We start from the raw sequence: 23,738 nt of genomic DNA, 5'->3' as shown, positions 1-23,738 counted from the left end.
GGTCTGCTTTTCGACCGTCGTTATTGGTCTACTTTTGGACCGTCGTCAGCAAGAGCCCGTTTGCTCGTTCGATCGTTCGTGACAGGTCAGTGATCATGGAGGGCGGCGGGCATGGCTTTTCGGGAGGTCAGTGTGAACGAGATCAGAGAAGTACTGCGGTTGTGGCTCGGCACGGCCGGTTTGCCGGCGCCCGGTCTGCGCACGATCGCCGAGCATGCCGGGGTGGACCGCAACACAGCCCGGCGGTATGTCGAGGCAGCCCAAACTGCCGGATTGGAACGAACGGCAGATGCCTCGGCGATCGACGACGACCTGGTCGGGGCGGTGGTCGAAGCGGTCCGGCCGGATCGTCCGCACGGGCACGGTGCGGCGTGGGATCAACTGCTGGCTCATGAGCAGCAGATCACCGACTGGGTCGCCGGTAACGGGGAGCACCCACCGTTGACGATCACCAAGATCGAGGTGCTCCTCACCCGGCAGGGATGTGTCGTGCCGTATCGGACGTTGCACCGATTCGCCACGGAGCGTTGCGGTTTCGGCAGCAGGAACCTCACCGTGCGGGTCGCCGACGGTGACCCGGGCATCGAATGCCAGATCGACTTCGGGTACTTGGGATGCTCACCGACCCGGAGGATGGGCGGGCTCGGAAGGTGCACGCGTTGATCTTCACCGCCGTCTACAGCCGGCACATGTTCGTCTGGCTGTCCTATTCGCAGACGTTGGCGGCGGTGATCGCCGGCTGCGAGGCGGCATGGGAATTCTTCGGTGGTTATGTGGGTGTCGATACCACGGTTTGAGCCGAGACGGCGTGAGAATAGGCGCAACCCGCGACGGGAAGCGCCGATGTTGTGGACACCGTGCTTGGTGCGTTCGTCTGGTCCGGACGGTCAGGTCCGGGCCAGCCTGGGTGACCCGCTGCTCGACGACTACCTGCGGTTTGTCGCGGCACGCTCGCGACCGAACACGGTGCTGGCGACGGCGTACGACCTGAAGGTGTTCTTCTCGGTCGTCGGCAAGGAGCCGGCACGGGTATCGACGACGGATGTGATGGAGTGAACCATCCCGGCTTTGATGCACACCTTCCCAATTGGAAAGGTGACTGCTCATGTCGAAGATTTATTCAGCCGAGGTTCGTGAGAAGGCGGTTCGTCTGGTGCTCGAGATCATGGGAAAACTGCACGTGCTCTTGGAATCGGTCTCCGAGAGCACGGGCACATCGACGTCACCGAAGAAGCCCTGAGCAGCACGTTCGCCGAGTTGCAGGAGGCATCGATCCCGATCCGCCGGTCGTGTCAGCTGATCGGGCGATCACGAGCCACCCACTACCGCCACCAGCAGCCACCCGTTCTCGGCCCGAAGAGGCCCAGGACCGTCCCGGACAACGGTCAGGCACTCACCGCCGCCGAACGAGCGCACGTGCTCACCGTCATCAACACCGCTGCGTACGCGGACCTGGCGATCTGCCAGATCTGGGCCCGCGAACTCGATGAAGGGAACTACTGGTGCTCGATGTCGAGCATGTACCGCATCGCGTCCGCCGCAGGTCAGAGCCGGGAACGGCGCCGGTTGGCAACTCATCCGGCGAAGGTCAAACCCGAACTTCTCGCCGACGGGCCCTCGCAGGTTTGGACGTGGGACATCACCAAACTCCGCGGCCCCAGCAAAGGCGTCTGGTTTCACCTGTACGCGTTGATCGACATCTACTCCCGTTACAACCCGGCGTGGATCGTGGCAGCTCACGAAAGCGCTGATCTGGCAAAGGATTTCATCGACGAAGCGATCACCTGCAATGGTGCTGTCCCGCATACGGTGCACGCCGATCGCGGCACGTCCATGACCTCGGGTCCGGTGTCGGCGTTGCTGAACAACCTCGGGATCACGAGGTCGCACTCGCGACCACGAGTTTCGAATGATAATCCCTTCTCGGAGTCGCAATTCAAGACTCTCAAGTATCTGCACGATTTCCCGAAAGCCTTTGCCTCACTGGCTGATGCGCGCCAATTCTTGGAAGGATTCTTCAACGAATACAACCACATTCACCGTCATTCCGGCATTGGCTGGCACACACCAGCTTCGGTCCACTTCGGCACCTCGGACGCGGTCGACGAGGCCCGTCAGATCACTTTGACCGCCGCCTACCAGGCGAACCCGGCACGGTTCTCTCGCCGACCGACACCACCGAAAATGCCAGCCGTCTTCTTCATCAACGAACCCGTTACCCAACCACAGATGAACTGACCTTCACTGTCTCACTTGACTTGACTAATTCCGGCCTCGGACTACGGCGGCTCGCCCCACCCGACCCGTTGGGTGTACCGAACCTGCGACCAACACCCTATGAAGGAAGCATGACTGCCTATCGCACGATTATCGTCGGGACCGACGGATCTGAATCATCGCTGAAGGCCGTGGACAAGGCTGGTGCGATTGCAGGTGATGCCGACGCCGAGCTGGTTGTGGCGTGCGCCTATTTCCCGAACGATGCCACGGTCGCTGCAGCGGCGGAGAACGTTTTGAAAGACGAAGTGTACCAAGTTCGCGGAGAGGGCGTTGACGCGCGTCTGCCATGCGGCCGAACCGATCATTTCGACTTTAGGCCGATTCCATTCCGCAGGCGGCTAATCGAATCCAAAGCCCATCCCCTCTATGTGAGATGGTCGACGAGGGTGCCCTCGGTACCGAACAATTCAGCGCGCCAGTACTCGAGAAGCGCCTCGTTGTCGATGTCGGAGGGGTGGAAGCCCGGCTTCATATAGCGCAACAGGAGTGGCGTCATCCCCTTGAAGAGCGGCCCCCGCAGCGTCGCCACAGTTCCACGAGCAATTCGCACCGGATTGCGCCCCTTCGGATCCTGAACCACCGAAACCAGCGTTGCTGCAGCGATGAGCGGGAACGCGACGCCGAACATCGTCACCATCGTCATGATTCGCGACCATTCGCGGCCGCCGACGGCTTTGTACACGTCGAACGCCACAGCCTTGTGCTCGACCTCCTCGAGCGCATGCCACATCAGCAGGTTCTTGACCTCCGGATCGTGGGCCATGTCCTGCACCTCCTGACTGGACAGGATTCGCTCCGCGAGGACTGCCGTGAAGTGCTCCGCCGCCGCGGTCATCGCCAACGGTCCACGCTTTGGCAACCATCCTTCTAAGCGCTCTACGCCCTTGAGGATTGTGTCCACCGTCCTGGTGCTGTACCCGATTTCCACGAGCTTGTCGTTGAGTCGACGGTGTTCTTGCCCGTGCGACATTTCCTGACCGATGAAGCCTCGAATCTGCTGCCGCAGCACGGGATCAGCGATCTGGTCGCTGTACCGGCGAACCGACCGGATGAACAACTCTTCACCGACAGGAAACGACATCGACAGCGTGGCGATGAGATGACTGAACACCAGGTCGTTGTTCGCGAAGTGCCGCACCATCGGCGTCGGTTCACCGAATTCGAACTTGATCCGTCGCGGCTTGACACGGTCGATCGGCGCGGTCCGTACCTGTTCCTGATTTGCGGTCATGCCGTCCTCCTTTGGGTGGTGTTAATGCGCTGGACCCTCTGAGTACGGACCTTGCGGAGATCGAACATCCGACCCAAATGGGGCAGGTGTTGCAACGATCGCTGGAATCCGCCCTTCGAGCACCCATGCTCCGTGCTTGTACTTTGCGCAGCAGAGGGCAGGTCACCCTCTGCGATTCATGCAGGTATAGCCTGCCAGTATACGCTACTACATGTATCGCAATTTGCGCGATCACATCTCGGTAAACCTGAGCGTGCACAACCCCACGAGCCGCCCTTCTCGCCTCTTTATTCTGACCAAATTCATGCGAAATAAAGTGTAGAACAACACTATTCGACTTAACTGATCGCGTGCTGACCGCGATACGAACCGGATCCAGAACGGATGCAGTAACAGTACCGATAGGACCTAATAACGACGTGGCACAGCCCAGGGAAGCACTCGGCCCATCTCGGTGCCCTCTCTGGCAGGCTTAGGTGAGACACTCGGACCTTCCCGAGAACCTGTCTTTGAGGGCATGACTGGAGCGACATCCCATGAGCAGCCCGACCACAACGACCTCGTCTGTCCAGGCGGTTGATCCCGCCGCGAAACCGACCCGCCGGACGTTCACCAACGAGTACCGAAACAAGATCATCGACGAATACGCCCAAGCCCCGCGAGATATTGTCAATACCTGTGGATCGGGAACTTTCAAGCAACCTCCGATCCGGCCGCTACCGGCTCGGTTGTTGACGCTTCGGGCGTGATATCGGAAGGGCGTTCGAGCAGCTTGCCCTTGTGGAACACCGCGCCGGTACGGACCAGCGCAACCAGGTGGGGTGCGTTGACCGCCCGCCAGCGAAGTTGCGCGGCATCGATCAGCTTGTAAGACATGGCAATTCCCGCCGCACGAGACCCGGGACTCTTGGTGACCTTGGTCCGCAATCGTACGGTCGCAAAAGTCGATTCGATCGGGTTCGTCGTGCGCAAATGCACCCAATGCTCGGCCGGATACCGATAGAACTCCAGCACATCGGCGTCGTCGACGATTTTCGCGACCGCCTTCGGATACTTCGCGCCGTAGTCGAGGGCGAACGCCTTGACCGCAAGCTGGGGCCTTGTTGATGTCCTCGGCGTTGTAGATCTCCTTCATCGCCGCCAACGCACCGGGATGCGCCGACTTCGGCAGCGCTGCAAGTACATTGGCTTGTTTGTGGAACCAGCACCGCTGCTCCCGGGTCGTCGAGAACACCTCCCGCACAGCCTTCCAGAACCCGAGAGCACCGTCACCGGCCGCCAACACCGGCGCAGCCATGCCGCGGCGCCGGCAGCTGCGCAGCAGATCCGCCCACGACTCGGTCGACTCCCGGTACCCGTCGGTCAACGCGACCAACTCTTTGCGACCGTCCGCCCGGACGCCGATCATCACCAGCAGGCAGAGCTTTTCTTGCTCGAGCCGAACCTTGAGGTGGACGCCGTCGACCCACAGGTACACGAAGTCGGTGCCGGACAGGTCGCGCTCCCCGAATGCCTTCGCTTCGTCCTGCCACTGGGCGGTCAGCCGGGTAATCGAGGCTGCCGACAGCCCGGCACCCGAGCCGAGGAACTGCTCCAACGCGGGCCCGAAATCGCTGGTGGACAGCCCATGCAAGTACAGCAATGGGAGCACCTCGTTCATCTGCGGTGACTTCCGTGTCCACGCCGGCAGGATCGCCGACGCAAAGCGTTGCCGCGCACCGGAATCCGGATCGACACGCTTGTCGTTGACTCGCGGCGCCTGCACCGTCACGGCACCGGCCGCGGTCAGTACGTCGCGTTGGTGGTGGGAGCCGTTTCGAACCACCAGACGGTGGCCGTTCTCGTCGACCTGATCAGCGAACTGGTCGATGTAAGCGGCGACCTCGGCCTGCAACGCCGCCGCGAGCATCTGCCGGGTGCCGTCGCGAACGATCTCGTCGAGCAACGACCGCACGGGCACATCGCCGTCCCCATTGGACGAATCGGTGTCGTGAACTACCTTGAGCAAGGGCGTACCTTCCCAACCAGCGCGCCAACGCTGGTCTTGATCGAATACCTGATTCCGTGAAGATCATCCTCCGGGAAGGTGCGCCACTCCCAAAACCCTCATCCACAGGTATTGATCATTGCTCCCGCCTGCTCGGTGCCCGAGATTCACAAACTCGCCGAAACCATCGAAACGTGGCAGGAACCGATGATCCTCGCGATCGAGACTGGACTGTCCAACGCACGCAGCGAGGGCTACAACCGCATCGTCAAACACGTCGGTCGAATCGCGTTCGGGTTCAGAACACCGGACAATCAACGTCGCCGGGTACGGTGGGCCTGCACCCGCCTATCACGGCGAGCGCCATCCAGGGCCAGGCACTTACGCCCCTGCTAAATCTGAAGAGCCAGTTTGCGGCCGGTCTGTTTTGGCGTGGATCGACATAGGCGTGGACGGGGGAGAGGCTGCGCAACGCGCCGCAGACTCAGATAGAAACTGAACCGCGTGCCGAACTTCCGATACCTGGCTAGTGACGCGAGTTGACCACCCTCGGGGAGCCTTCGAAAGGGTCGAAGCCGAACAACACCTCTACTGCGACCTGCCACGTTGGTAACCGGTTCGTACCCGAAAACCTCTTGTGAAGAACAATTCTGCGCCCGGTCCGGAAGCGGAGACGTGCTCGTCGGTGCCGGACCGCGACGAACCGCACGGGTGCAACGCCGCAGGCAACTGGTGCACCATGCAACTGGTGAAAACGCCGGAGGCAATAGTTACGACGCCGCACCGACTAAGGGCGCCGTCTCGACATAGAACGAACCTAATGACCTTGCCGGTGCCCGAGGGAAAGCATTTGATGCAATCATTTGATCACCGGCTGTTCCGCACTGGATCGAGTTTCGTCTATGACGCGAACATTAGACGAATCTAGGGGCAAATGGCGCCTGAACTCGACGTTTCGCGAACGGCTGGTGGCGTCGATGATACCCCAAATAATTACGCTGAGCTGACCGATGAAATCGTCTAAAGACAAGGCTCGGCTGCGACTGAACTGAGACTCGATCCACCAGTCGGTGGCCGAGAGACCGGCGCCGACAATCGAACGAACAGTCATGTCGATCCCTTTGGTGCTCACTCCCGAACTTTGCAGTGCCGATGCGAAGTGATCGGAGATGAGCGTCGCAAGTTGCTGGGTGTCATCCAGAGCAGGGTCGGGACCTCCAGAACGGTCGGAGAAATGGCTACGCATCAGGTAGCGAAATACGTTCGGATGGAGATCTACCAAATGCGCGTACTGACTAACCGCCGTGTGAATAATGTCGTCGATAGAGTCCGACTCGAAATTGATGCTTCCAAGAACGCCCTCCCAGAGCAAGGCCTTGACACGGCGAGCGACAGCATCATGCAGATCGCGCTTATCGTTGAAGTGTCTGTATAACTTGGTTTTTGTAGCACCAGCTTCTTTGGCGATGTCATCCATGTGTGCGTCTGGGCCATTCTTGTCGAAAGCGCGAAAAGCCGCCTCGACTATGTCCGCACGTACCGCCGCGCGGTGATCGAACCAACGAGATGAACGTGCGTCAACCCTTTTGACCACACCGTCTCCGACTGTTGATGCTACGCCCGCGTCTAACGTGCCGAGACTACATGACACTCCGATTTCTCGCGGAGGCGCGCACGGATGTCTCCCCCCGCTAGTTGTCGAAAAGGGACAGCGACCACGAGCGAAGCGATTTCGAGGTTGTGGTCAGATGTCGAAGGTGACGGTAACCTCATCGGTCAAAGGGAGTGCCTGACATGCTAGGCGCTCGCCTTCCGCGATGTCGGCAGCGACGAGGATATCGTTCGCCAACATGGCCACATCCCCCTGCAGCAGTCTGCACACGCACGCGCCGCAACTCCCCTCTTTGCATGAGTACGGTGGTGAGTAGTCCTCGTTCAATAGCGCGTCCAGCAGCCCGAGATCTCTCGGCCACGCGATCTCGATCTTCTCGCCGTTCAGATAGACGATCGCTTGTGCGCTGTCTTCGGCCGAGGCGGATTTGGCGCGTTCCTTCACCTCGAAGGGATTACCATGCAGCGATTGAAAAACCTCGCGGTGTATTCTGTCGTGGGTGACGTTCACGCTTTCCGCAGATCTAACGACTAGATCCATGAATGGCGGAGGGCCACAGACGAAGAATTCAGAATTTCGGTGCGCCGAACACAGGTATTTCACGACATCTGCGGTCGGCAAACCTTGCTCGCTCTCAAGCCAGCTCTGAATGTCGAGGCGTTCCGAATATTGCTTTGCGTAGTGGGCTAGGTCTGGACCGAAGATCACATTCTCGGAGTCCTGATTCGCATAGAACAGCGTGATATGGCCCGAGCCCTCGGCCAGTGCGGATTTGATAATGGACATGATAGGAGTGATACCGCTGCCGGCAGCGAACAACACCATGTCTCGATCGAGGTCCCTTGGAGTGAAGTGGCCGGCAGGGGGAAGTACTGCTAAAATCATTCCCGATTCGATGTTGTCGCACAACCAGTTGGAGGCGTATCCTCCTTCGGTCCGTTTAACCGTGACCGCAAGGGTATCTTCGGTGTGCGGAGAACTCGACAACGAATAGCAACGTGCAACAGATCCATCCCTCTCGCTCGGAACACGGAGCGTTAGAAACTGGCCAGGTAGATACTGGAAATGCTCGACGCCCGAATCCGGGACGTCGAAGACGATGGATATCGCCTGTGGGCTCTCCTGGAAAACTTCAGCAACGCGGAGTTCCAGCCCAGGGCTCAATGAAGTCAAGGTACAGATCCTTCGTGATTTATGACAAATAGTTCAATAACTCAGGCTGCGAGCGAAAAAGCTACGGCGTCTCGCTACGCAGCAAACCCGACTTCCGCCCGATCGCGTAGCCCAGGCGGGCCAAAGGCGCATTTATATCCTGATAGCGTGGCCCAACCACCCGAGTGATCACATCGAATCCCCGAGCGTCTGGTCCAATCAGCACGCGAGGCTTATTGTGACGCACTCCCTTCAGGATCGCGCTCGCTGCTCGCTCCGGTGTTGTCAAGGCTATTCGGTCGAAGTGCTCGACCATCTTCCCAAGGTCGCCAATGGCCTCAACGCCGCGAGCATTACGCGCTATGTTTGTTTTTATGCCACCTGGATGCACACATGTCACGCCAACCGGGTGGCGTTCAATTTTCATTTCTTGTCGAAGGGCTTCGGTGAACCCTCGGACCGCAAACTTGGCGGCGTTATAGGCACTTTGACTAGGAATCGCCATCAGCCCGAATACACTGGAAACATTCACAACGTGCCCGTCGCCCGACTCGATGAGTTTGGGGAGGAACAGTTTCGTCCCGTTCGCGACACCCCAGAAGTTGACTCCCATCAACCAGTCGAAGTCTTCCCAATTCATGTCGAGGACGTCGGCGCCCAGAGCCACGCCGGCGTTGTTGACCAACATGTTGACGGAGCCGAAGTCCTCGATTACCGCCGAGCAATGGTCCTTGAACGCTTCTCTGTCGGCGACGTCGAGCTTATAGGCTCGAGCAAGAGAGCCCAGTGATTGGCACTGCGCGGCCGTTTCGGAAACCCCGTCGATGTTGACGTCGGACAACGCCAATCGGGAGCCCTCTGCGGCAAGCTGCAGCGCGAGTGCGCGCCCAATTCCTGATCCCGCTCCCGTGATCGCAACGACTTTATTCGAAAATGTCCTCATGACTTCGCCTTTTCTGCCATGTCGGCGCCTGCTGTATCCCGCTTTGTCGTATTCGATTCTGGACGTCCGGTAAATTCGAAGTCGGACTCGGACACCTTGCGAGTCTGTAACCAGTACTGCCAGGTGAAGCCGGGCCACACTGTCCGGTTGACACCGTTCGAATCGAGGTACCAACTTGTACAGCCGCCGTTGGTCCAGACTCCGTTGGCCAGTTTGCGCTGGATTGTGCTGTTGAAGGCATTTTGAACAGACTCTCGCACGGTGAGTGCGTCTGCTTGGCGTTCGGAAGTCAACCGAATCGCTTGGAGCACATATTTGATTTGGCATTCAATCATGAAAACTACTGAGTTGTGACCCAGCCCCGTATTCGGCCCGAGTAGGAAGAAGAGGTTCGGAAATCCGGCTGCCGTAATTCCCAGATGGGTGTTAATTCCGCTGTTATTCCAATGTGCTGCCAACTCGAGACCGGTAGAACCTTTCAACTTAAGGCTGTCGAATCCGTCGGTGACGTGGAATCCGGTTGCATAGATGATTACGTCGACCTTGCGCTCCTGGCCGTCCGTAGAAACGATACGATCTTCGTTGATTTCTGCGATTCCATCGGTGATCACGGTTGTCGACGGCAAGTTCAGAGCCGGATAGTAGTCGTTCGATCCGAGGATTCGTTTGCAGCCAATTCGATAGTCGGGAGTCAGACGCTCTCGTAGCGCAGGATCATCGATGGAACGGGCGATGTTCCGCCTCGCTATATATTCGATTGGCCGCATCAGGTTGGAGTGCCCGTTGAGCCCGATCGCCAGAGATTCCGCGGACCAGTAGATCGCGGAGCGCAGGATTCTCGGCAGCAGGGGTGTGCGGGCGAACATCTTTTGGAGGGAACCCGGGACGGAGAAGTTCCTGCGCGGAAGCACCCATGCTGGTGTCCGCTGATATAGCTGCAATTCGGCGACTAGCGGCGCTATCTTGGGCACAAATTGAATGGCACTTGCGCCGGTGCCGATCACGGCTACCCGCTTACCCTCCAGCGAGCATTCGTGATCCCATTGTGCTGAATGAAACGATTGCCCATTGAATGTGTCCTGACCTTTGATGTCGGGAATGTTCGGTATGTGGAGAGCGCCAATTCCGGAGATTAGGAAGCGTGCGACATACTCGCTTCCGTCAGATGTCGTGACACGCCATCTCGATTCAGCCTCATCCCAATAGGCGCTGGAGAGAGCACAGCCGAAGTGCGTGCGGGAGTACAAGTCGTACTTCGTGGCCAGACCGGTGAGATAGTCCTGGATCTCTTGTTGCCCCGCCCATACTTTGCTCCAGTCGGATCTGGGTTCGAACGAATACGAGTACATGTAGGACGGCACATCGCAGGCGCAACCAGGGTATACATTGTCGCGCCACGTTCCGCCTATGTCGGATGCCTTTTCGATGATAAGGAAATCATCGAGTCCAGCCTTGCGAAGCTGCATCGCCATGCCTAGTCCGGAGAATCCGCTGCCGACTATCAGTACGTCTGTGCGGTGAATCTTGGCACCGGCCGAACTGGGCTTCGACTTCCTGGTTGTGCGTGTCGTCATTTGTATCCTCTAGGGTGAGTTTGCAGTCGTTGGAGTCATTTGTCTTGGAAGTCGCGCGACGAGCGGTGCCGCGCGGCGGGATCATCGGAAAATATGATGCGAAGCAGTCACTTCAAGTCGTCCGGAAGGCTTCTGCTCAATCTCCAAAGCCAGCCGGTGATCTTTCCGTCGAGCATTCCCGCTTCATAGAAGAAACGAATCATCGGCTCCGACATGAACTGAAGATTCTCTCTGTAGTGGGGGCCGAATTGGCATGCGATGAATCCCCTCACTGGATGTATGCCGACTGATCGGTACACACGTGGATTGACTAGAATCGGGTATGCGAGATTTGCGATGACGGCGAGTACTCCGCGGTGCCATGCTCGTGTCACTCTGCGACGGCTTTGCATGCCGTCAACGAGTTCCATCCGCGCAAACGTAATATGTCGCGCTTCTTCAAGTACGTGAATCTTCATGAGTTGCCTGAGTTGCGGTTGTAATTCTTCGTCGTTCATTGCTTCACGCTGGCCTCGGTCCAGTATTTCCTCGATAAGCAACGTCGCGCCGGATACGGACGGCCCGAGAGGAATAAAGTGAAGGATCTTCGCGAAGGTTAGAGTCCCGATCGGTAGTTTGTATGGCGCGATACCAGTTTTATTGATCAATCGAGCAAACATCGTCGAGTGGCGCGACTCGTCGCCGACCTCAGTCAGGGCGTAAAGCGATTTGTCGTCCGTGAGGTCGCCTCTGGCGGCCGTGCGTAGCAATGCAGAGCTCAAGAAATTCTCGGCGTATATGCCGAAGCTCAGTATGCTCACGATTTCATGTTTGCCTAGCTCCACTCGCTGTGCCGGAGTGAGTCGCTGCCAGATCTTTGTACCGTAGAGCGAGGTCCTGTGTTCGGGTAGCCATTTCTTGTCTGGCACCCACGGACTGTCCCAGTCGATGTCGACTTCAGCATCGTAAGACTTCTCCGCAGACGATCTCAGTAGCCGGCCAGCGGACTTCTGGATGTCTACCGGCCTCCTCCCGACTACCCGCACCGAGCGATCGCCGGAGGTGCTGTCGTTGTTCATTGCAACTTTTTGACTTGTCATCTTCGCCATCCTTTGCAGAGTTCGAGTGCTTCCGGTATCCGCATCCGCCTGTGTGGCGGGCGTTGGTCGTCTCGCAGACGCGTTTGCCTTCCAGCGAGTTTGACCAACGAGGCAGTAGCCGTTACTCGGAGTATGCTATACCTTTGTGCGTAAGCGCGTCGGTTGTCAAGTCCCGATGTTGCTTCCGAGAGGACCACACTCTCATGAGGGCGGGAGTGGATGCGAAGGTGTCGGCTGACCGCAAGAAGCAATCCGAAACCCTAAGGAAGACAGCACATATGGCTGATTCACACGAACGCTCGGACTACATAGGACCCGGCAGACTGACGATCGACGGTTGCGATTTCGACGTCGAGATCGAGCTGCGCGGCGTTTTCCAGCCGATCGATGGTCTCTATCGCTGGTACGGCCGCACCCGGCCAGCCCCTCAGCTCTGCGAGGTTCTGCGGGGGAGACGCGCCAAGGCCAGGTTGAAAACGCCTGAAGGAGAGTCGGTTGCAACAGTTGGGGACCTCGACTTTTGGGGTCGCTACAGGCTGGAAGGAACCGGTCGACCGCCTTTTCATCGGCGCGCGTCGGTGGAATGACCGACCCGGGTGTCAGTGCAACCGCAGGTGAGACGCCGTCTGCGATGGCGGAGATTGCCCGACCGGACTAGCGCTATGGGCAGTAGCGAAACGCAGTCAGCGACTGCACATCGTCAAGAGAACATCCGCAGCAGTCAAGATCAGACTGATGAAGGATGACGTGCTCGATTAGGTGTGGACCTGATCAAGGTTCCGATCGTCGGTCCAATACGGCCGTACTCGCGATTGCGTAGGGCACCAGCGCATCCAGAATTGGGTAATCTGGGAAGCAAAACGATCCGTGCAAGTGCAACTCGCGTGCTGCCAGGCAACGCCAGCGGTGATCGCTTCGTGCGGCGACGGGTCTCATCATCGGTTCCGCTAGCGCTGATTGAGTGGTCAGGCCTGGCCTTCCGAACGATCTTCGACCTTGGCCAGAGCTACGCGACCTCGGACCAAAGGGCGACCGCTGTCGCTGATCTCGGCACCAGCCTTTCTGGCCGCAAGAAAATCGTCGACAATCTGAGTGAGTTGGCTCGGCCCCAACGAATGCAGACCGGCGAGTCGTGCAAAAACCAGGGGACCCACGAGTTGCGTTATGGCCAAGGTCGTGTCGAAGTCACCAAGTTGCCGCCTCGCTTGGGGGCTATCGAGCAAATCATCGAAGGGCTGTCGATATCGATGGACTACTTGGGCCCGCAGCGACTCCACGGCGTCGCTGTCGACGCCGACCAGGTTGTCTCCTTTGACTCCGACCGGGTGACCGCTGTCTAGCTGAGCGGGGCCGAGTCCCACCCAACAGAGAACAGAGAGCTGTACTGGCGCAGCATCGATCAACTCAGCCGACCGACACACTATTTCGACGAGTCGAGCTCGAAGATCGCCTCCCACGGGGGGCGATACCACCGGCGGTAGGAGATGCTCGAAGGCGGCGGCGAGGAGGTGGGTGCTGCTCCCAAACTGCCGGTAAAGCGTCGTACGCGCAACCCGCGACAGCGCTGTCACCGCTTCTATGGTCACAGCCCCGACTCCCCCCGAAGAAAGCAACGACGTTGCCGCTTCGATGAGTCGGGCCCGTGACCGCGCGGTTCGCGGGTCCACATAGTCACCATCCGCCGACTTCAGCGGCCGCATAACGATACCGTCAATTCGTTTTCTAGTCTGCAAGTGCCCACAACGTCGAGTCTACGGGGACCTGTTGCTCGATGAGGTAACGCACCGATTCCCTTGCAGAGCCTTCACTCGTCACATCAGTCTCGTTCTGGCCGTCCGTTGTAACTCGCCATGGACTTCGACAGGGCTGAGGCAAAGTCGTGTTTCAGCTGGCAGTCACCAGTTTTAGTGCCCGTTTGGGGTCTCGTCCGTTGTGCCGCAGTGCTTTTGCGATGTTGTCGTGACCTGCCAGTCGCAGCAGGCTGATCGCGAGGTTGCGCAGACTGGCCATCATCTGCGGCCCGCCGCCGGTACGCACGGTCGAGAGGTCCTCGCCCATCGTGACATCGCGGACCCAATGAAGCTTGTTCTCCACCCGCCAATGCCCACGGATGTAGCGGGCCAACTCGCCCGGTTGAGCTTGTGGCGCGGTCAGCGAAGTAACTGCGTACACCGTCTCCTGCGACGCCCGCGCACTGCTGCCGATCCGTTTGCGGGTACGGGTGATCCGCACGGCCTGCGCGGCGTGCGGGAACGCGATTCCTGCGGCGATCGTGACCACCTTGTAGGTGCGGGTCACCTTGCGGCCGTGGCTGGTGTCGGTCTCACGGTGCCCGTCGGGGACATCGCCCCAGGGCAGCGACGCCAACTGGCGGCGCAGCTTCGGCTGGTTTCCCTTCACCGTGAGCACGTAATGCGCTCCCCGGCCGTGCAGGTACTCGGCATGCCCGCGCTGGGCATACATCGCGTCCGCGGTCACGACGACCTCGGTCAGATCCGAGATGGAATCGAGAAGTGTTGCAAACATGGGGATTTCGTTGGTTTTGATGTCGACGTCGACCTGCCCGAGCACCACACCTGCGCCGTGATCCAAGCACGCCATCAAATGCCGGGCCCGCTCATCGCCGGTCCGTGAGCCGCGCAGGGTTTTACCGTCCACGGCCACCGCCCGACGCCGACCTGCGGTCCCCGCCGCCCGCGCAGCGCACAGCCGCGTGGCGATCCACGAGCTGATCACCGCGTCGAAACCGTCTCCACCCGCGCGGGTCAACGCCCGACGGATCGTGGATGCGTCCGGCGCTCCTACTTCCATACCCCGCAGGGTGTCCCCGGCCGCGTCGGCTGCCCATTCGGCGATCGCGGCGAACGACTTCGCGCCCGAAACCACCGCGCAGATCGAGACGAACACTATTGCACCGAACCGGTGGCGCACACCACGCTTCTTACGTGGATCCGGAACCGATTCGAGGGCGTCGAGCAAGCTTCGCCGAACCGCGGCGGGGATCTCCGCGACCGGCTCGAACTGGCGGGCAAGGGCATCGATAGGTGAAGATGAGACAGCAGGCACGGCGGGCTCTCCGAGGATCAGACGGCATAGGAACCTTCATGATCAACGGTCCCGCCGCGCCTGCGCCCAAACCTGAATTCTTCGGCGTGTCGCATATCAAACCCGCAGCTCAACCCACCTGACTATCGACTTTGCCTCACCCCTGTGGACTTCGATACTGCCGTTGCCTGTGCGGAATAGTGCAGATGGAGAACGGTAGTCGACTGCGGAGTTGGATCTGTATCAGTCGGAGTGAGCGCTTCGTTTGCATCGCTGGCCGGCTCTCCTTGGTTGAACTGGCCGCGAATCGCTCGACCTCTTCGGCTGGAGCCAAGCGGACCGCCTGCATGCTCGTGCTGAGGTAGCGGCTTGTTCGTCTCGTTTTGCCCGTTAGTCCAACAAACGGCGAGGAACCGCCAGGTGACGATCGGCCTCCAGTCCAGTGGGGGGCCGTACTCGTGTCCTTTAGATGATCTCGAATGCGCTTGAATCTAGGTTGAACGGTTACATCGTCAGTCTCATGCCGTAAGGCAAAGCTGCCTCCGCGATTGGTAGACAACTGCGACGGCTCGAATTCACTTTGGCCTGCCGGAGCGGTGGACCAGCAAAGTCCGAGTGGGTTTGCAATGTTCGATACCGCTGGTCTACCAGCGTTCTGGGGTCGAACCGGGCCTAACTCGCGGCCAGCGGTACGCCGCGTCGGCACCCAATTCGGTTGCCGCACGGGCGAAGAATCAGCTGTCGCGATCCACAGAAACGGTAGTCTCGGATGCCCTCGAACGGGCAGAACTGTCGCCCGGGTCGTGTACGTCGGCGACAGTTGTCGGCTAGATCTCTCGCACTTCGGCTGCATTGCGGTACCTTCGGTTCCCAACCCCGGGTGAACGTCGGCTTCGCACGCAAGTGTTTGGTGCATGTACTTCGATAGGTTTCAATGATATGGGAGCACAACAGAATTCAGCTTCAGGGTAGTTTGCCCGGGGCGAATCGGCCGCCGTTGTTCGCTGAAATGACTAAGGCGGTCAGCGGGCTTGTCTAGTTTTTCTGAAAAAAGTACGTGACATGGGGTACCGCATACATGTACTGTTCTGAGAAGCTCGAACCGGCAGTAGACGAGCTTGTGCGGCGGAAGGCAGCGGCGTCGCGCGTTGCTGTTCCGGGTGCCGGCGACCACAAGGAGCCGTCGTTGACGCTCCCGATGAGGCCCAACGCATACTGCGTTCACAGTGTGTGATATCAAACGTATCTACTGGAGGAATACCAATGACTACGGCTCGCAGATCCACTTCTCTGAATCCGGCCGACCACGGCAAGCCCGCACCAATCGCCCCGGTGGACCGAGTCAAGCTCCGCCGAATCAAGTTCGAATTCGGCGAGCCAACTCCGATGGTGCGCCACTTCGCGAACAACGACCTCGTTTTCAGCCACCTGATCGCGATGCTATCGATGTCGTTTCCACCTGGCGAGGAGTTGTTCATCCGGTCGGTGCGCCGATACAGCGACCAGATCAAGGACCCTGCTTTACGCCAGCAGATTCGCGGCTTCATCGGTCAGGAGATGTCGCACGGACAAGAACATCGTTCCCTCAACGACAAGCTCGTGGAGATCGGTTACAGCACCAAGTTCATGAATGCAGTCTTCAAGCCGATTCAGCGCTTGGAAGATTGGCTACCCAGCCTCATGCCTTTGGCGATGACCGCGGCCGCTGAGCACTTCACGGCGATCCTCGCTGAGCGCATCCTGTCGAATCAAGAGGTGCAAGACATGGCCCACGATCCGGAGGTCAAGAACCTGCTGATGTGGCATGCACTCGAAGAGGTCGAGCACAAGGCGGTGGCTTTCGATGTTTACAAGACCGTCGGCGGTCCCGAGTGGTTGCGGATTGCGATGATGGCGGGAATGTCCAGCCTTGCATTCCCACTCATCGCTGTGGCGACGTTGGTGTCGCTGGTCCAGGATCCCGATGGGCGCAATCCGGTGCGGATTGCACGCGGAACTGTCGCGACGCTGCGAGGGCCGCTTTTCAAAGGGTTGACGCCACCCCTGCTGCGCTATATGAAGCCGGGCTTCCACCCGTCCGACATCGACAACGAGGCGCTTCTGGCGTACTGGCGCGCTGAATTGTTCGGTGCCGAGGGCACTCTCGTCGACCATCTCAAATAATGAAAAACTGACAACGACAGGATCCCGCGCATGACCTCGAGTACGCAAGTCGAGACGACGGCCAGTTCTGAAGAAGAGGTTCCCGATCACGAAGTCGTCGTCATCGGGGCCGGGTTCGGTGGAATTGCCTCCGCTATCGCCCTGCAGCGTAAAGGCATCCACGACTACCTGATAGTGGAGAAATGGGGCGACGTCGGAGGGACTTGGCTGGCCAACACTTATCCTGGTGTGGCAGTGGACATCCCGTCGTTCATCTACAGCTTCTCCTTCGAACAGCGAGCAGATTGGTCGCGCGTTTTCGCCCCAGGCGCGGAGTTACTTCGGTATGCGAAAGACATTGTCGCCAAGCACGGCCTGCGTGAGAAGTTACGCGTGAACACCAAGATCGAACACGCTCAATTCGATGAGACGCAGAACCTTTGGCGGCTGCGTACCGACGGCGGGGAACAGATCACGTGCCGGTTCCTGGTTCCCGCCGTCGGTGGGCTCGAGCGGCCGAAGCTGCCCGACATCGACGGACTCGATTCGTTTGCAGGTTCGTTGATGCACACCGCACTGTGGGATCACGACGTGGATCTCACGGGAAAACGGGTCGCTGTCATTGGCACCGGCGCGACCTCGTTGCAACTGGTGCCGGCGATCGCCGAGCAGGTCGGCAGACTCACGGTGTTTCAGCGAACGCCGATCTGGTTGGGTCCTAAACCCGACGCGGAGATCGGGTCTCGTGGTCGACGAATTCTGGGCCGTCGAACTCTTCGGTCCGCATTCCGCGCTGTCGGCACGGTCGGAACAGAACTCGCTATGAGCACCATGCTGGTGGGACCGGCGTGGCTGAACGACCTCAGCAGACGCGCAACGGAGCATCAGATGCGCAAATGGATGCGCTCCCAGGTCGACGACCCGGTCACCCGCGAGAAATTGATCCCGCAGTATGGGTTCGGCTGCAAGCGTCCGTCCATGTCGAACACGTATCTGAAGACCTTCAATCGCGACAACGTGAGCTTGGTGACCGAATCCATCGAGCGGGTCACTGAGAAGGGTGTCGTGACGGTCGACGGAATCGAGCACGAGTTCGACGTGCTGATCTGTGCCACAGGTTTCAAGCTGTGGGACAAAGGGTCGATGCCGCCTTTCCCGGTTGTCGGACGCGGCGGTCTAGAGCTCGGAGAATTCTGGCAAAATAATCGATTCCAGGCCTATCATGGTGTGTCGATCCCGGACTTTCCTAACTTATTCCTTGTCATCGGGCCTTACGGGTTTGTGCTCGGTTCCTACATCTGGATGATCGAGGCCACCACAGCTCACCTGAGCCGGGCAATCGGTGAGGCGAACAAACGTGGTGCTACAAGTTGCGAAATCCGCCGAAACGTCCACGATGCGTACTTCAAGAAATGCTTGAAGCGACAAGAATCGAACATGTTGTTCACCCCAACATGCGCGGGGTCGAACACGTATTACCTCGACCACCACGGAGATTCGCCATTTCGGCCGTCCACCCATGGCGAAATGTACTGGCAGAACCGCCACTACGACCTGAACGACTACGTCTACGGCATAGAAACGCTTCGGCCCGCCATCCCGGCCGGAATAACCTCAACACGGCGCGTCGAGAATGGCGACCAGTGACTCGACTAAGCACGTTCGATTGTGGGTGCGCGGCTGATCCAGCAGCACTCCTGCGAAAGTCTGACGATGTTCCCCAGCCTGCTGGGTCATCCGTGCCGGCCGCCGTTTTGGTCCCTCATAGACGGCGATTTATGTGCGATTAATTCAGCCGAAATCTAGGGGTAAGGAATGACGGATGCAAATGTACATGCGACCGCTACGCGAGGCGCTCCAGACAGGGTAGCTGCCCCATATGTAAGGATCGTGCGAAAGAATTTCTCCGACTCGGTCGTCTCGAGCTTGCGGACGTTCGGTCGAGCAGTGGACGTCGCCAGGGAGTCCGTCGGTGGCGCGGGCCGCGATATTGTCAGTTTGAAGTTTCAGTGGCGAGAGATGCTTCAACAGTGCTGGTATCTGATCACTGTGACGGCGCTACCAGCGATCCTGATGGCGGTGCCGTTCGGCGTGATCGTCTCGGTGCAGGTCGGTAACCTGATTCATCAGCTCGGCGCGGATTCTCTACTGGGAGCCGCCAGCGGCCTCGGGGTGATCAAACAGGGCGCCCCGTTGGCGACAGGTCTGCTGTTGGGCGGCGCCGGCGCCGCGGCGATCGCAGCGGATCTGGGCGCCCGCAACATTCGCGAGGAAATCGATGCTTTGCGCACAATGGGCATCAGCCCTATACACCGGCTAGTCATTCCGCGCATGGTCGCGATGGTGATTGTTGCGCCGATGCTGAATATCCTGATCATCTTCGTCGGCGTGTCGGCTGGCTACGCTGTGGCGGTCGGTGGACAAGACGTGACACCGGGTAGTTACTGGGGAACGTTCGGTTCGTTTGTGACCCTCGCCGACGTATGGGTATCCGTCCTCAAATCAATGATTTTCGGGTTTCTTGTCGTAGTGATTGCCTGTCAGCGCGGGCTCGAAGCAAAGGGTGGTCCACGCGGTGTCGCCGACGGCGTAAATGCCGCTGTGGTTCTGTCAGTAGTCTCGATCACCATCGTGAACTTATTGATCACTCAATTGGTCACGATGTTCATTCCAGTGAGGCTAGCCTGATGCCCCCGTCCGGTTATGCACCCAAGCACGTCGGCTTGGCGAAACGGATCCTCGGCAAACGCGGCAGGTCCTCGGCACCGGTAGAAACAATCGGCTTCGTCTTGAGTTTCGTGTGGCAAGCCCTGTCGTCGATCCCGATGACGCTCAAGCGGTATCGCGCCGAGACAATGCGCACCATCACGGACATGACGTGGGGGCGCGGGTCGATCATCGTGGGCGGTGGCACTGTTCCGATGCTGATCGTGCTCGGCCTGGTGATGGGCGGTTCGGTCGGGATCGAATCGTTTGCGACCCTCGACATCATTGGAATGGGCCCCGTCACCGGCCTCGTCTCGGCATTCGCGAACACTCGCGAGTTGGCCCCGATCGCTGCCGGCATCGGATTCGCGGCCCAGGCCGGATGTCGGATGACTGCTCAGATCGGATCGATGCGAATCTCTGAGGAAATCGATGCGCTGGAAGCGATGGGCCTGCGGTCGATACCTTTCGTTGTCACGACCAAGGTGATCGCCGGGGCAATCGCGATCGTTCCGACGTTTCTGATCGCGTTGATCCTGAGCTATTTCTCCTGCAGCTTGGTCATCGTTTTGCTGCACGGACAAGCCTCCGGTGTATACGACCACTATTTCTTTCAGTTCATCAGTGGCTGGGACGTGACCGCAGCGGTGATCAAAGTGCTCGTCTTCTGCATCGCCGTCATTCTGATCCATTGTTACCAAGGCTTTTTCGCGACCGGCGGGCCGGAGGGGGTGGGTATTGCATCTGGTCGGGCTGTTCGCGCGAGCTTCGTGGCGATCATCGCCCTCGACATGTTGCTGACCCTCGCGCTGTGGGGTTTCAATTCATCGATCGAATTCACAGGTTAGGGCTATGCCGATATACGGAATTCCAGGCGTATCGACCACTAAGCGCCGCTCACAAGTAACGGGTGTGCTTGCTCTAGCGGTGGTCGCGGTGGTCGCGATCTCGTGGATCGTGATCGACAATGCCCGCGGGGACAACCGGATGGAGATCGTTTTACAGACGGATCGGATCGGGGACGGTATCGCGCCAGGTACCCAGGTCCGTCTCGATGGAGTGAACGTCGGCTCGATTGCCGCGATTGACAGTGGGGAGGCCGGGCGACAGCTGATCACTTTGAAGCTGAACCAGTCACGGCTTTTCGGCGTCACCGACAACCTCGCCATCGACTACGCACCGGCAAATCTCTTCGGGATCAGCGAGGTCGAGCTGAAACGCAGGGACGGCGGTTCGCCGTTGCAGGAGAACGAAATAGTCGATCTCAGCGACGATCCGGCTAGGGCGCAAGACGCCACCATGGGTGCGCTTATCCGGTCCCTCTCGCAGACGAGCACCGAGGTGCTCACCCCGCAACTCGCCGAAAACCTGACGAGGGTTGCCGCTAACCTCGGGTGGTTCACCCCGCTAATCGAAGCCATGATCGCGACCGGTCAGAACCTCGCCGACACACAGAAATACCCCGTCTCTTTCCTGCTCGGTCAATATGGATCTACGCTGACGGGCGCCGCCGAGCTTATCGATGGCACCGTCAAGCTGCTGGACCGCTTCAAAAACATCGAAGTGTTGAGAACCCAGCGCGATCTGTTCGACACCGGTGTGAACACCATCGCGAAGGATTTCTTTCCGGCGGTCGCCGACACGCTCTTCACAGCGCAGCGTTACCTCACCGGCTACGCCGACATGCTGACACCGATTCTGAACATCACGAGTCAGATGGTGCCCTCTCCGCAACTATCCGGCTCCCAGCTCCGCGAAATACTGGACCGACTGGACAACTCGTTCACCGAAACACCGGACGGACCGATACTCAACCTGGCGCTGACGCTGCGTGGAGTCCCAGCGTTGTCGGTACCACTGCTCGGGACCTCTTCGGCTCCCCTAGCGGGAGGCGCGCGATGAAACCAGTCTTCCAGGTCGCGTGGAAGTTGACATTGTTCACGGTCGTCATCGCTGTGTTGCTGGCGTTCGTGGTCCAAGCGGTCAAACGGCCAGTGTCGGGAGACACGCATGATTACGCTGCCGTTTTCACCGACGCTAACGGACTCAAGTCCGGCGACGACGTGCGCATGTACGGCGTACAAGTCGGCAAGGTGCAGTCGATCGAGCTTGACGCAAATCAGGCGGTGGTGAGATTCACCCTGCAACGCGAGCGAGCGATCTATGACACGAGCAAACTCGCGATCCGCTATCAGAATCTCACTGGCCAACGGTACGTCGATATCCAGCAACCGGCGGTGTCGGCTGCTGAGATAGCGGCGAGAACGACGATCGGAACGTCGCAGACCATTCCGTCGTTCGATATCACAGCACTGTTCAACGGGTTGGAACCCGTTCTCGCCGAATTCTCACCGGGCGCCCTGAATCAATTCGCGGAGACCATGCTCGCCGTGATCGAAGGTAACGGCGCTGGAATCGGACCGGCACTTAAGTCGATCGAGACGCTGAGCAACTACGTCACCGACCGCCAAGCCGTAATTTCGGTCCTTTTCTCGAACCTGAGGGCGGTCTCCGACAAGATCGGCGGGAAGTCGGGGCAGCTGGTCTCGCTGATCACCAAACTTTCGACTTTGATCGCCACGTTGCACGACAAGATCGGCAGCATTATCGAATTCGCCCTCATCGCTCCACCCATCCTGGGGCCGATCAACGATCTGCTTGCCACCCTGGGGCTTACAACCGAGACCAATCCCGATTTCGACACCGATATCAAGTTGCTGTTCCCCGATCCGCAGCACGCGGTCGAGGTTCTGGGCCGCTTACCTGCGCTGCTTCAATCGCTCAATGCCCTCATACCTGACACCGGGCCGGGCGTGAATTTCACCTGCACGAACGGGAACGCGTCGGCTCCGGGACCCCTTAACGTGCTTATCGGCGGGCAAAGGATATCGATATGCAAACGCTGAATCAAAGGTCACTCAGAAGGTTTGGCTTCGCAAGCGACAAGCCGATTCTGCACGGTGCAGCGCTCGAACGGCACGAGTTGCGCTGGGGCATAGCAGGTGCAGTTGTCGTAGCGCTCGCCCTGGTCGCTAGCGCTGTCATCTTCGTTGTGCCACTGGGCAAGTCGACCTATACCGCCGACCTGTCCGAAGCCGGGTCGATCAAGGTCGGTGATGGCGTTCGCCTCGCCGGAGTGCCGGTCGGGAAGGTGACATCGCTCGAGCTACGCTCCGACACCGTCCACATGACATTCACTGTCGATAGTGACGTCTTCCTTGGCGACCAGACAACGCTCGACATCCGAATGCTCACCATCGTGGGTGGCCACTACGTTGCCGTCACTCCGGCCGGCACATCCGCGTTGGGAAAACGATCGATTCCAGCCGACCACGTCCGGCTGCCGTACAGCCTGTCGCAGGTGTTTCAGGATGCCGCTACGCCTATCTCCGATGTAGACGGCGAAACCTTACGCAAGAATTTCGCGGCCGCGCAGTCCGCGATCGCGTCGAGCCCGGAGGGAATTCGACGAACAGGGAATGCGATCGAATCGCTTGTCGACGTCCTCGAAAGGCAGAACGACGACGTTTCCCGAATGTTGGCATTCGTCGACGAATATTTGACCGCCGTCAATGCGTCGAAATCGGTACTCGGCGACATGATCACGAGAATAAATCTGATGGAGACGATCGCGATCGACAAACGAGCGGAGATCGATCAAGCTATCACCACGATCGGCGAGGTATTGTCGCGCATCGCGGCGCTCGAGCCGACGTGGCAGTCCACGTTGAAGCCGATGGCCCACAAACTTGCTGAAGCCATTCCCGAAATGCAGCGGTTAAGTGAAAAACTCGGGGGAGTCGTCGTGAGTGTGCAGGACTTGCTATCGCGACTACAGCATGTGGTCTCTCCGCAAGGTGGCGTTCTTATCGACCAAGCGTCGGCCACGATCGCGGCGCCTGCTCTATGCATACCCGTTCCCGGAAAGGCGTGCTGAGACAGTGGAACGGCTGCTTGCTTCCCGCGGTTTAATGTCGATCGTTGGAG

The 23,738-nt window shown here is 59.1% G+C and carries 19 protein-coding genes and 5 pseudogenes; 15 read left to right on the top strand and 9 right to left on the bottom strand.

Annotated elements, in window-relative coordinates; all coding sequences use genetic code 11:
* Positions 1-111: 111 nt before the first annotated feature.
* From JGU72_RS07240 to JGU72_RS30605, 5 genes and pseudogenes are all read left to right on the top strand, one after another.
* A pseudogene (locus JGU72_RS07240) lies at positions 112-782 on the top strand (transposase); the annotation flags it as partial.
* 82 nt (positions 783-864) lie between these two features.
* On the top strand, positions 865-1,056 hold the full coding sequence (locus tag JGU72_RS07235; RefSeq protein ID WP_199682974.1) for a hypothetical protein: 192 nt from the start codon (positions 865-867) through the stop codon (positions 1,054-1,056).
* A gap of 49 nt (positions 1,057-1,105) precedes the next feature.
* Positions 1,106-1,240 carry a hypothetical protein gene (locus tag JGU72_RS31005; protein ID WP_267908496.1) on the top strand — a complete coding sequence of 45 codons (135 nt, stop codon included), beginning with the start codon at positions 1,106-1,108 and terminating at the stop codon, positions 1,238-1,240.
* The gene (locus JGU72_RS07230; protein ID WP_307828353.1) at positions 1,192-2,238 is read left to right on the top strand and encodes an IS3 family transposase; all 1,047 of its coding nucleotides are present in this window, start codon (positions 1,192-1,194) and stop codon (positions 2,236-2,238) included. Before JGU72_RS31005 ends, JGU72_RS07230 begins: the two co-directional genes overlap by 49 nt.
* Before the next feature lie 110 nt (positions 2,239-2,348).
* A pseudogene (locus JGU72_RS30605) lies at positions 2,349-2,543 on the top strand (universal stress protein); the annotation flags it as partial.
* 101 nt (positions 2,544-2,644) lie between these two features.
* Here JGU72_RS30605 and JGU72_RS07220 read toward each other — a convergent pair.
* A complete protein-coding gene (locus JGU72_RS07220) occupies positions 2,645-3,511 on the bottom strand; it encodes a metal-dependent hydrolase (protein ID WP_169590521.1) in 867 nt (288 codons plus the stop codon).
* 693 nt (positions 3,512-4,204) lie between these two features.
* Positions 4,205-5,519 (bottom strand): annotated as a pseudogene (locus JGU72_RS07215) (IS256 family transposase).
* Between the two features lie 126 nt (positions 5,520-5,645).
* On the opposite strand from JGU72_RS07215, the pseudogene JGU72_RS07210 reads away from it, so the two are divergent.
* Positions 5,646-5,894: pseudogene (locus tag JGU72_RS07210) on the top strand (transposase); the annotation flags it as partial.
* Between the two features lie 463 nt (positions 5,895-6,357).
* Here the strand turns inward: JGU72_RS07210 and JGU72_RS07205 are convergent.
* The 5 genes from JGU72_RS07205 to JGU72_RS07185 form a co-directional block, all read right to left on the bottom strand.
* The gene (locus tag JGU72_RS07205; RefSeq protein ID WP_307828333.1) at positions 6,358-7,092 is read right to left on the bottom strand and encodes a TetR/AcrR family transcriptional regulator; all 735 of its coding nucleotides are present in this window, start codon (positions 7,090-7,092) and stop codon (positions 6,358-6,360) included.
* 150 nt (positions 7,093-7,242) lie between these two features.
* The gene (locus JGU72_RS07200; RefSeq protein ID WP_233530274.1) at positions 7,243-8,283 is read right to left on the bottom strand and encodes a ferredoxin--NADP reductase; all 1,041 of its coding nucleotides are present in this window, start codon (positions 8,281-8,283) and stop codon (positions 7,243-7,245) included.
* A gap of 61 nt (positions 8,284-8,344) precedes the next feature.
* Positions 8,345-9,205 (bottom strand): SDR family NAD(P)-dependent oxidoreductase, encoded by an 861-nt coding sequence (locus JGU72_RS07195; protein WP_199682972.1) that lies wholly within the window; start codon positions 9,203-9,205, stop codon positions 8,345-8,347.
* Positions 9,202-10,779 carry a flavin-containing monooxygenase gene (locus JGU72_RS07190; RefSeq protein WP_199682971.1) on the bottom strand — a complete coding sequence of 526 codons (1,578 nt, stop codon included), beginning with the start codon at positions 10,777-10,779 and terminating at the stop codon, positions 9,202-9,204. Before JGU72_RS07190 ends, JGU72_RS07195 begins: the two co-directional genes overlap by 4 nt.
* Before the next feature lie 107 nt (positions 10,780-10,886).
* The gene (locus JGU72_RS07185) at positions 10,887-11,858 is read right to left on the bottom strand and encodes an AurF N-oxygenase family protein (protein WP_199683268.1); all 972 of its coding nucleotides are present in this window, start codon (positions 11,856-11,858) and stop codon (positions 10,887-10,889) included.
* Between the two features lie 203 nt (positions 11,859-12,061).
* Here JGU72_RS07185 and JGU72_RS07180 point away from each other — a divergent pair, with 203 nt between their 5' ends.
* Both JGU72_RS07180 and JGU72_RS31215 read left to right on the top strand, forming a co-directional pair.
* A complete protein-coding gene (locus JGU72_RS07180) occupies positions 12,062-12,445 on the top strand; it encodes a DUF4873 domain-containing protein (protein WP_307828332.1) in 384 nt (127 codons plus the stop codon).
* Positions 12,446-12,619: 174 nt separating this feature from the next.
* A complete protein-coding gene (locus JGU72_RS31215) occupies positions 12,620-13,198 on the top strand; it encodes a hypothetical protein (RefSeq protein WP_307828355.1) in 579 nt (192 codons plus the stop codon).
* 165 nt (positions 13,199-13,363) lie between these two features.
* Here JGU72_RS31215 and JGU72_RS31210 read toward each other — a convergent pair.
* Both JGU72_RS31210 and JGU72_RS07170 read right to left on the bottom strand, forming a co-directional pair.
* Positions 13,364-13,558: pseudogene (locus tag JGU72_RS31210) on the bottom strand (TetR/AcrR family transcriptional regulator); the annotation flags it as partial.
* 184 nt (positions 13,559-13,742) lie between these two features.
* Complete coding sequence (locus tag JGU72_RS07170; protein WP_307828331.1) at positions 13,743-14,924, bottom strand: ISAs1 family transposase; 1,182 nt, start codon at positions 14,922-14,924, stop codon at positions 13,743-13,745.
* A gap of 1,242 nt (positions 14,925-16,166) precedes the next feature.
* Here JGU72_RS07170 and JGU72_RS07165 point away from each other — a divergent pair.
* From JGU72_RS07165 to JGU72_RS07135, 7 genes are all read left to right on the top strand, one after another.
* Entirely contained in the window at positions 16,167-17,066 is a 900-nt protein-coding gene (locus JGU72_RS07165) for a metal-dependent hydrolase (protein WP_199682969.1), read from the top strand.
* A 30-nt stretch (positions 17,067-17,096) separates the two neighbouring features.
* A complete protein-coding gene (locus JGU72_RS07160; protein WP_199682968.1) occupies positions 17,097-18,692 on the top strand; it encodes a flavin-containing monooxygenase in 1,596 nt (531 codons plus the stop codon).
* Positions 18,693-18,860: 168 nt separating this feature from the next.
* Positions 18,861-19,733, top strand: coding sequence for an MlaE family ABC transporter permease (locus JGU72_RS07155; RefSeq protein WP_199682967.1), 873 nt, complete (start codon positions 18,861-18,863; stop codon positions 19,731-19,733).
* On the top strand, positions 19,733-20,599 hold the full coding sequence (locus tag JGU72_RS07150) for an MlaE family ABC transporter permease (RefSeq protein WP_199682966.1): 867 nt from the start codon (positions 19,733-19,735) through the stop codon (positions 20,597-20,599). Before JGU72_RS07155 ends, JGU72_RS07150 begins: the two co-directional genes overlap by 1 nt.
* A gap of 4 nt (positions 20,600-20,603) precedes the next feature.
* Positions 20,604-21,653, top strand: a complete 1,050-nt coding sequence (locus tag JGU72_RS07145) for an MlaD family protein (RefSeq protein WP_199682965.1) — start codon at positions 20,604-20,606, stop codon at positions 21,651-21,653.
* Complete coding sequence (locus JGU72_RS07140) at positions 21,650-22,657, top strand: MlaD family protein (protein ID WP_199682964.1); 1,008 nt, start codon at positions 21,650-21,652, stop codon at positions 22,655-22,657. The genes JGU72_RS07145 and JGU72_RS07140 overlap by 4 nt, the downstream gene beginning before the upstream one ends.
* Positions 22,645-23,688 (top strand): MlaD family protein, encoded by a 1,044-nt coding sequence (locus JGU72_RS07135; RefSeq protein ID WP_199682963.1) that lies wholly within the window; start codon positions 22,645-22,647, stop codon positions 23,686-23,688. Before JGU72_RS07140 ends, JGU72_RS07135 begins: the two co-directional genes overlap by 13 nt.
* The last annotated feature ends 50 nt before the right edge of the window (positions 23,689-23,738 follow it).

The sequence above is a fragment of the Antrihabitans auranticaus genome, assembly GCF_016481275.1.
Taxonomy (GTDB): domain Bacteria; phylum Actinomycetota; class Actinomycetes; order Mycobacteriales; family Mycobacteriaceae; genus Antrihabitans.
The sequence above is the reverse complement of the archived record's forward strand: the minus strand, read 5'-3'. Positions and strand labels throughout refer to the sequence as shown.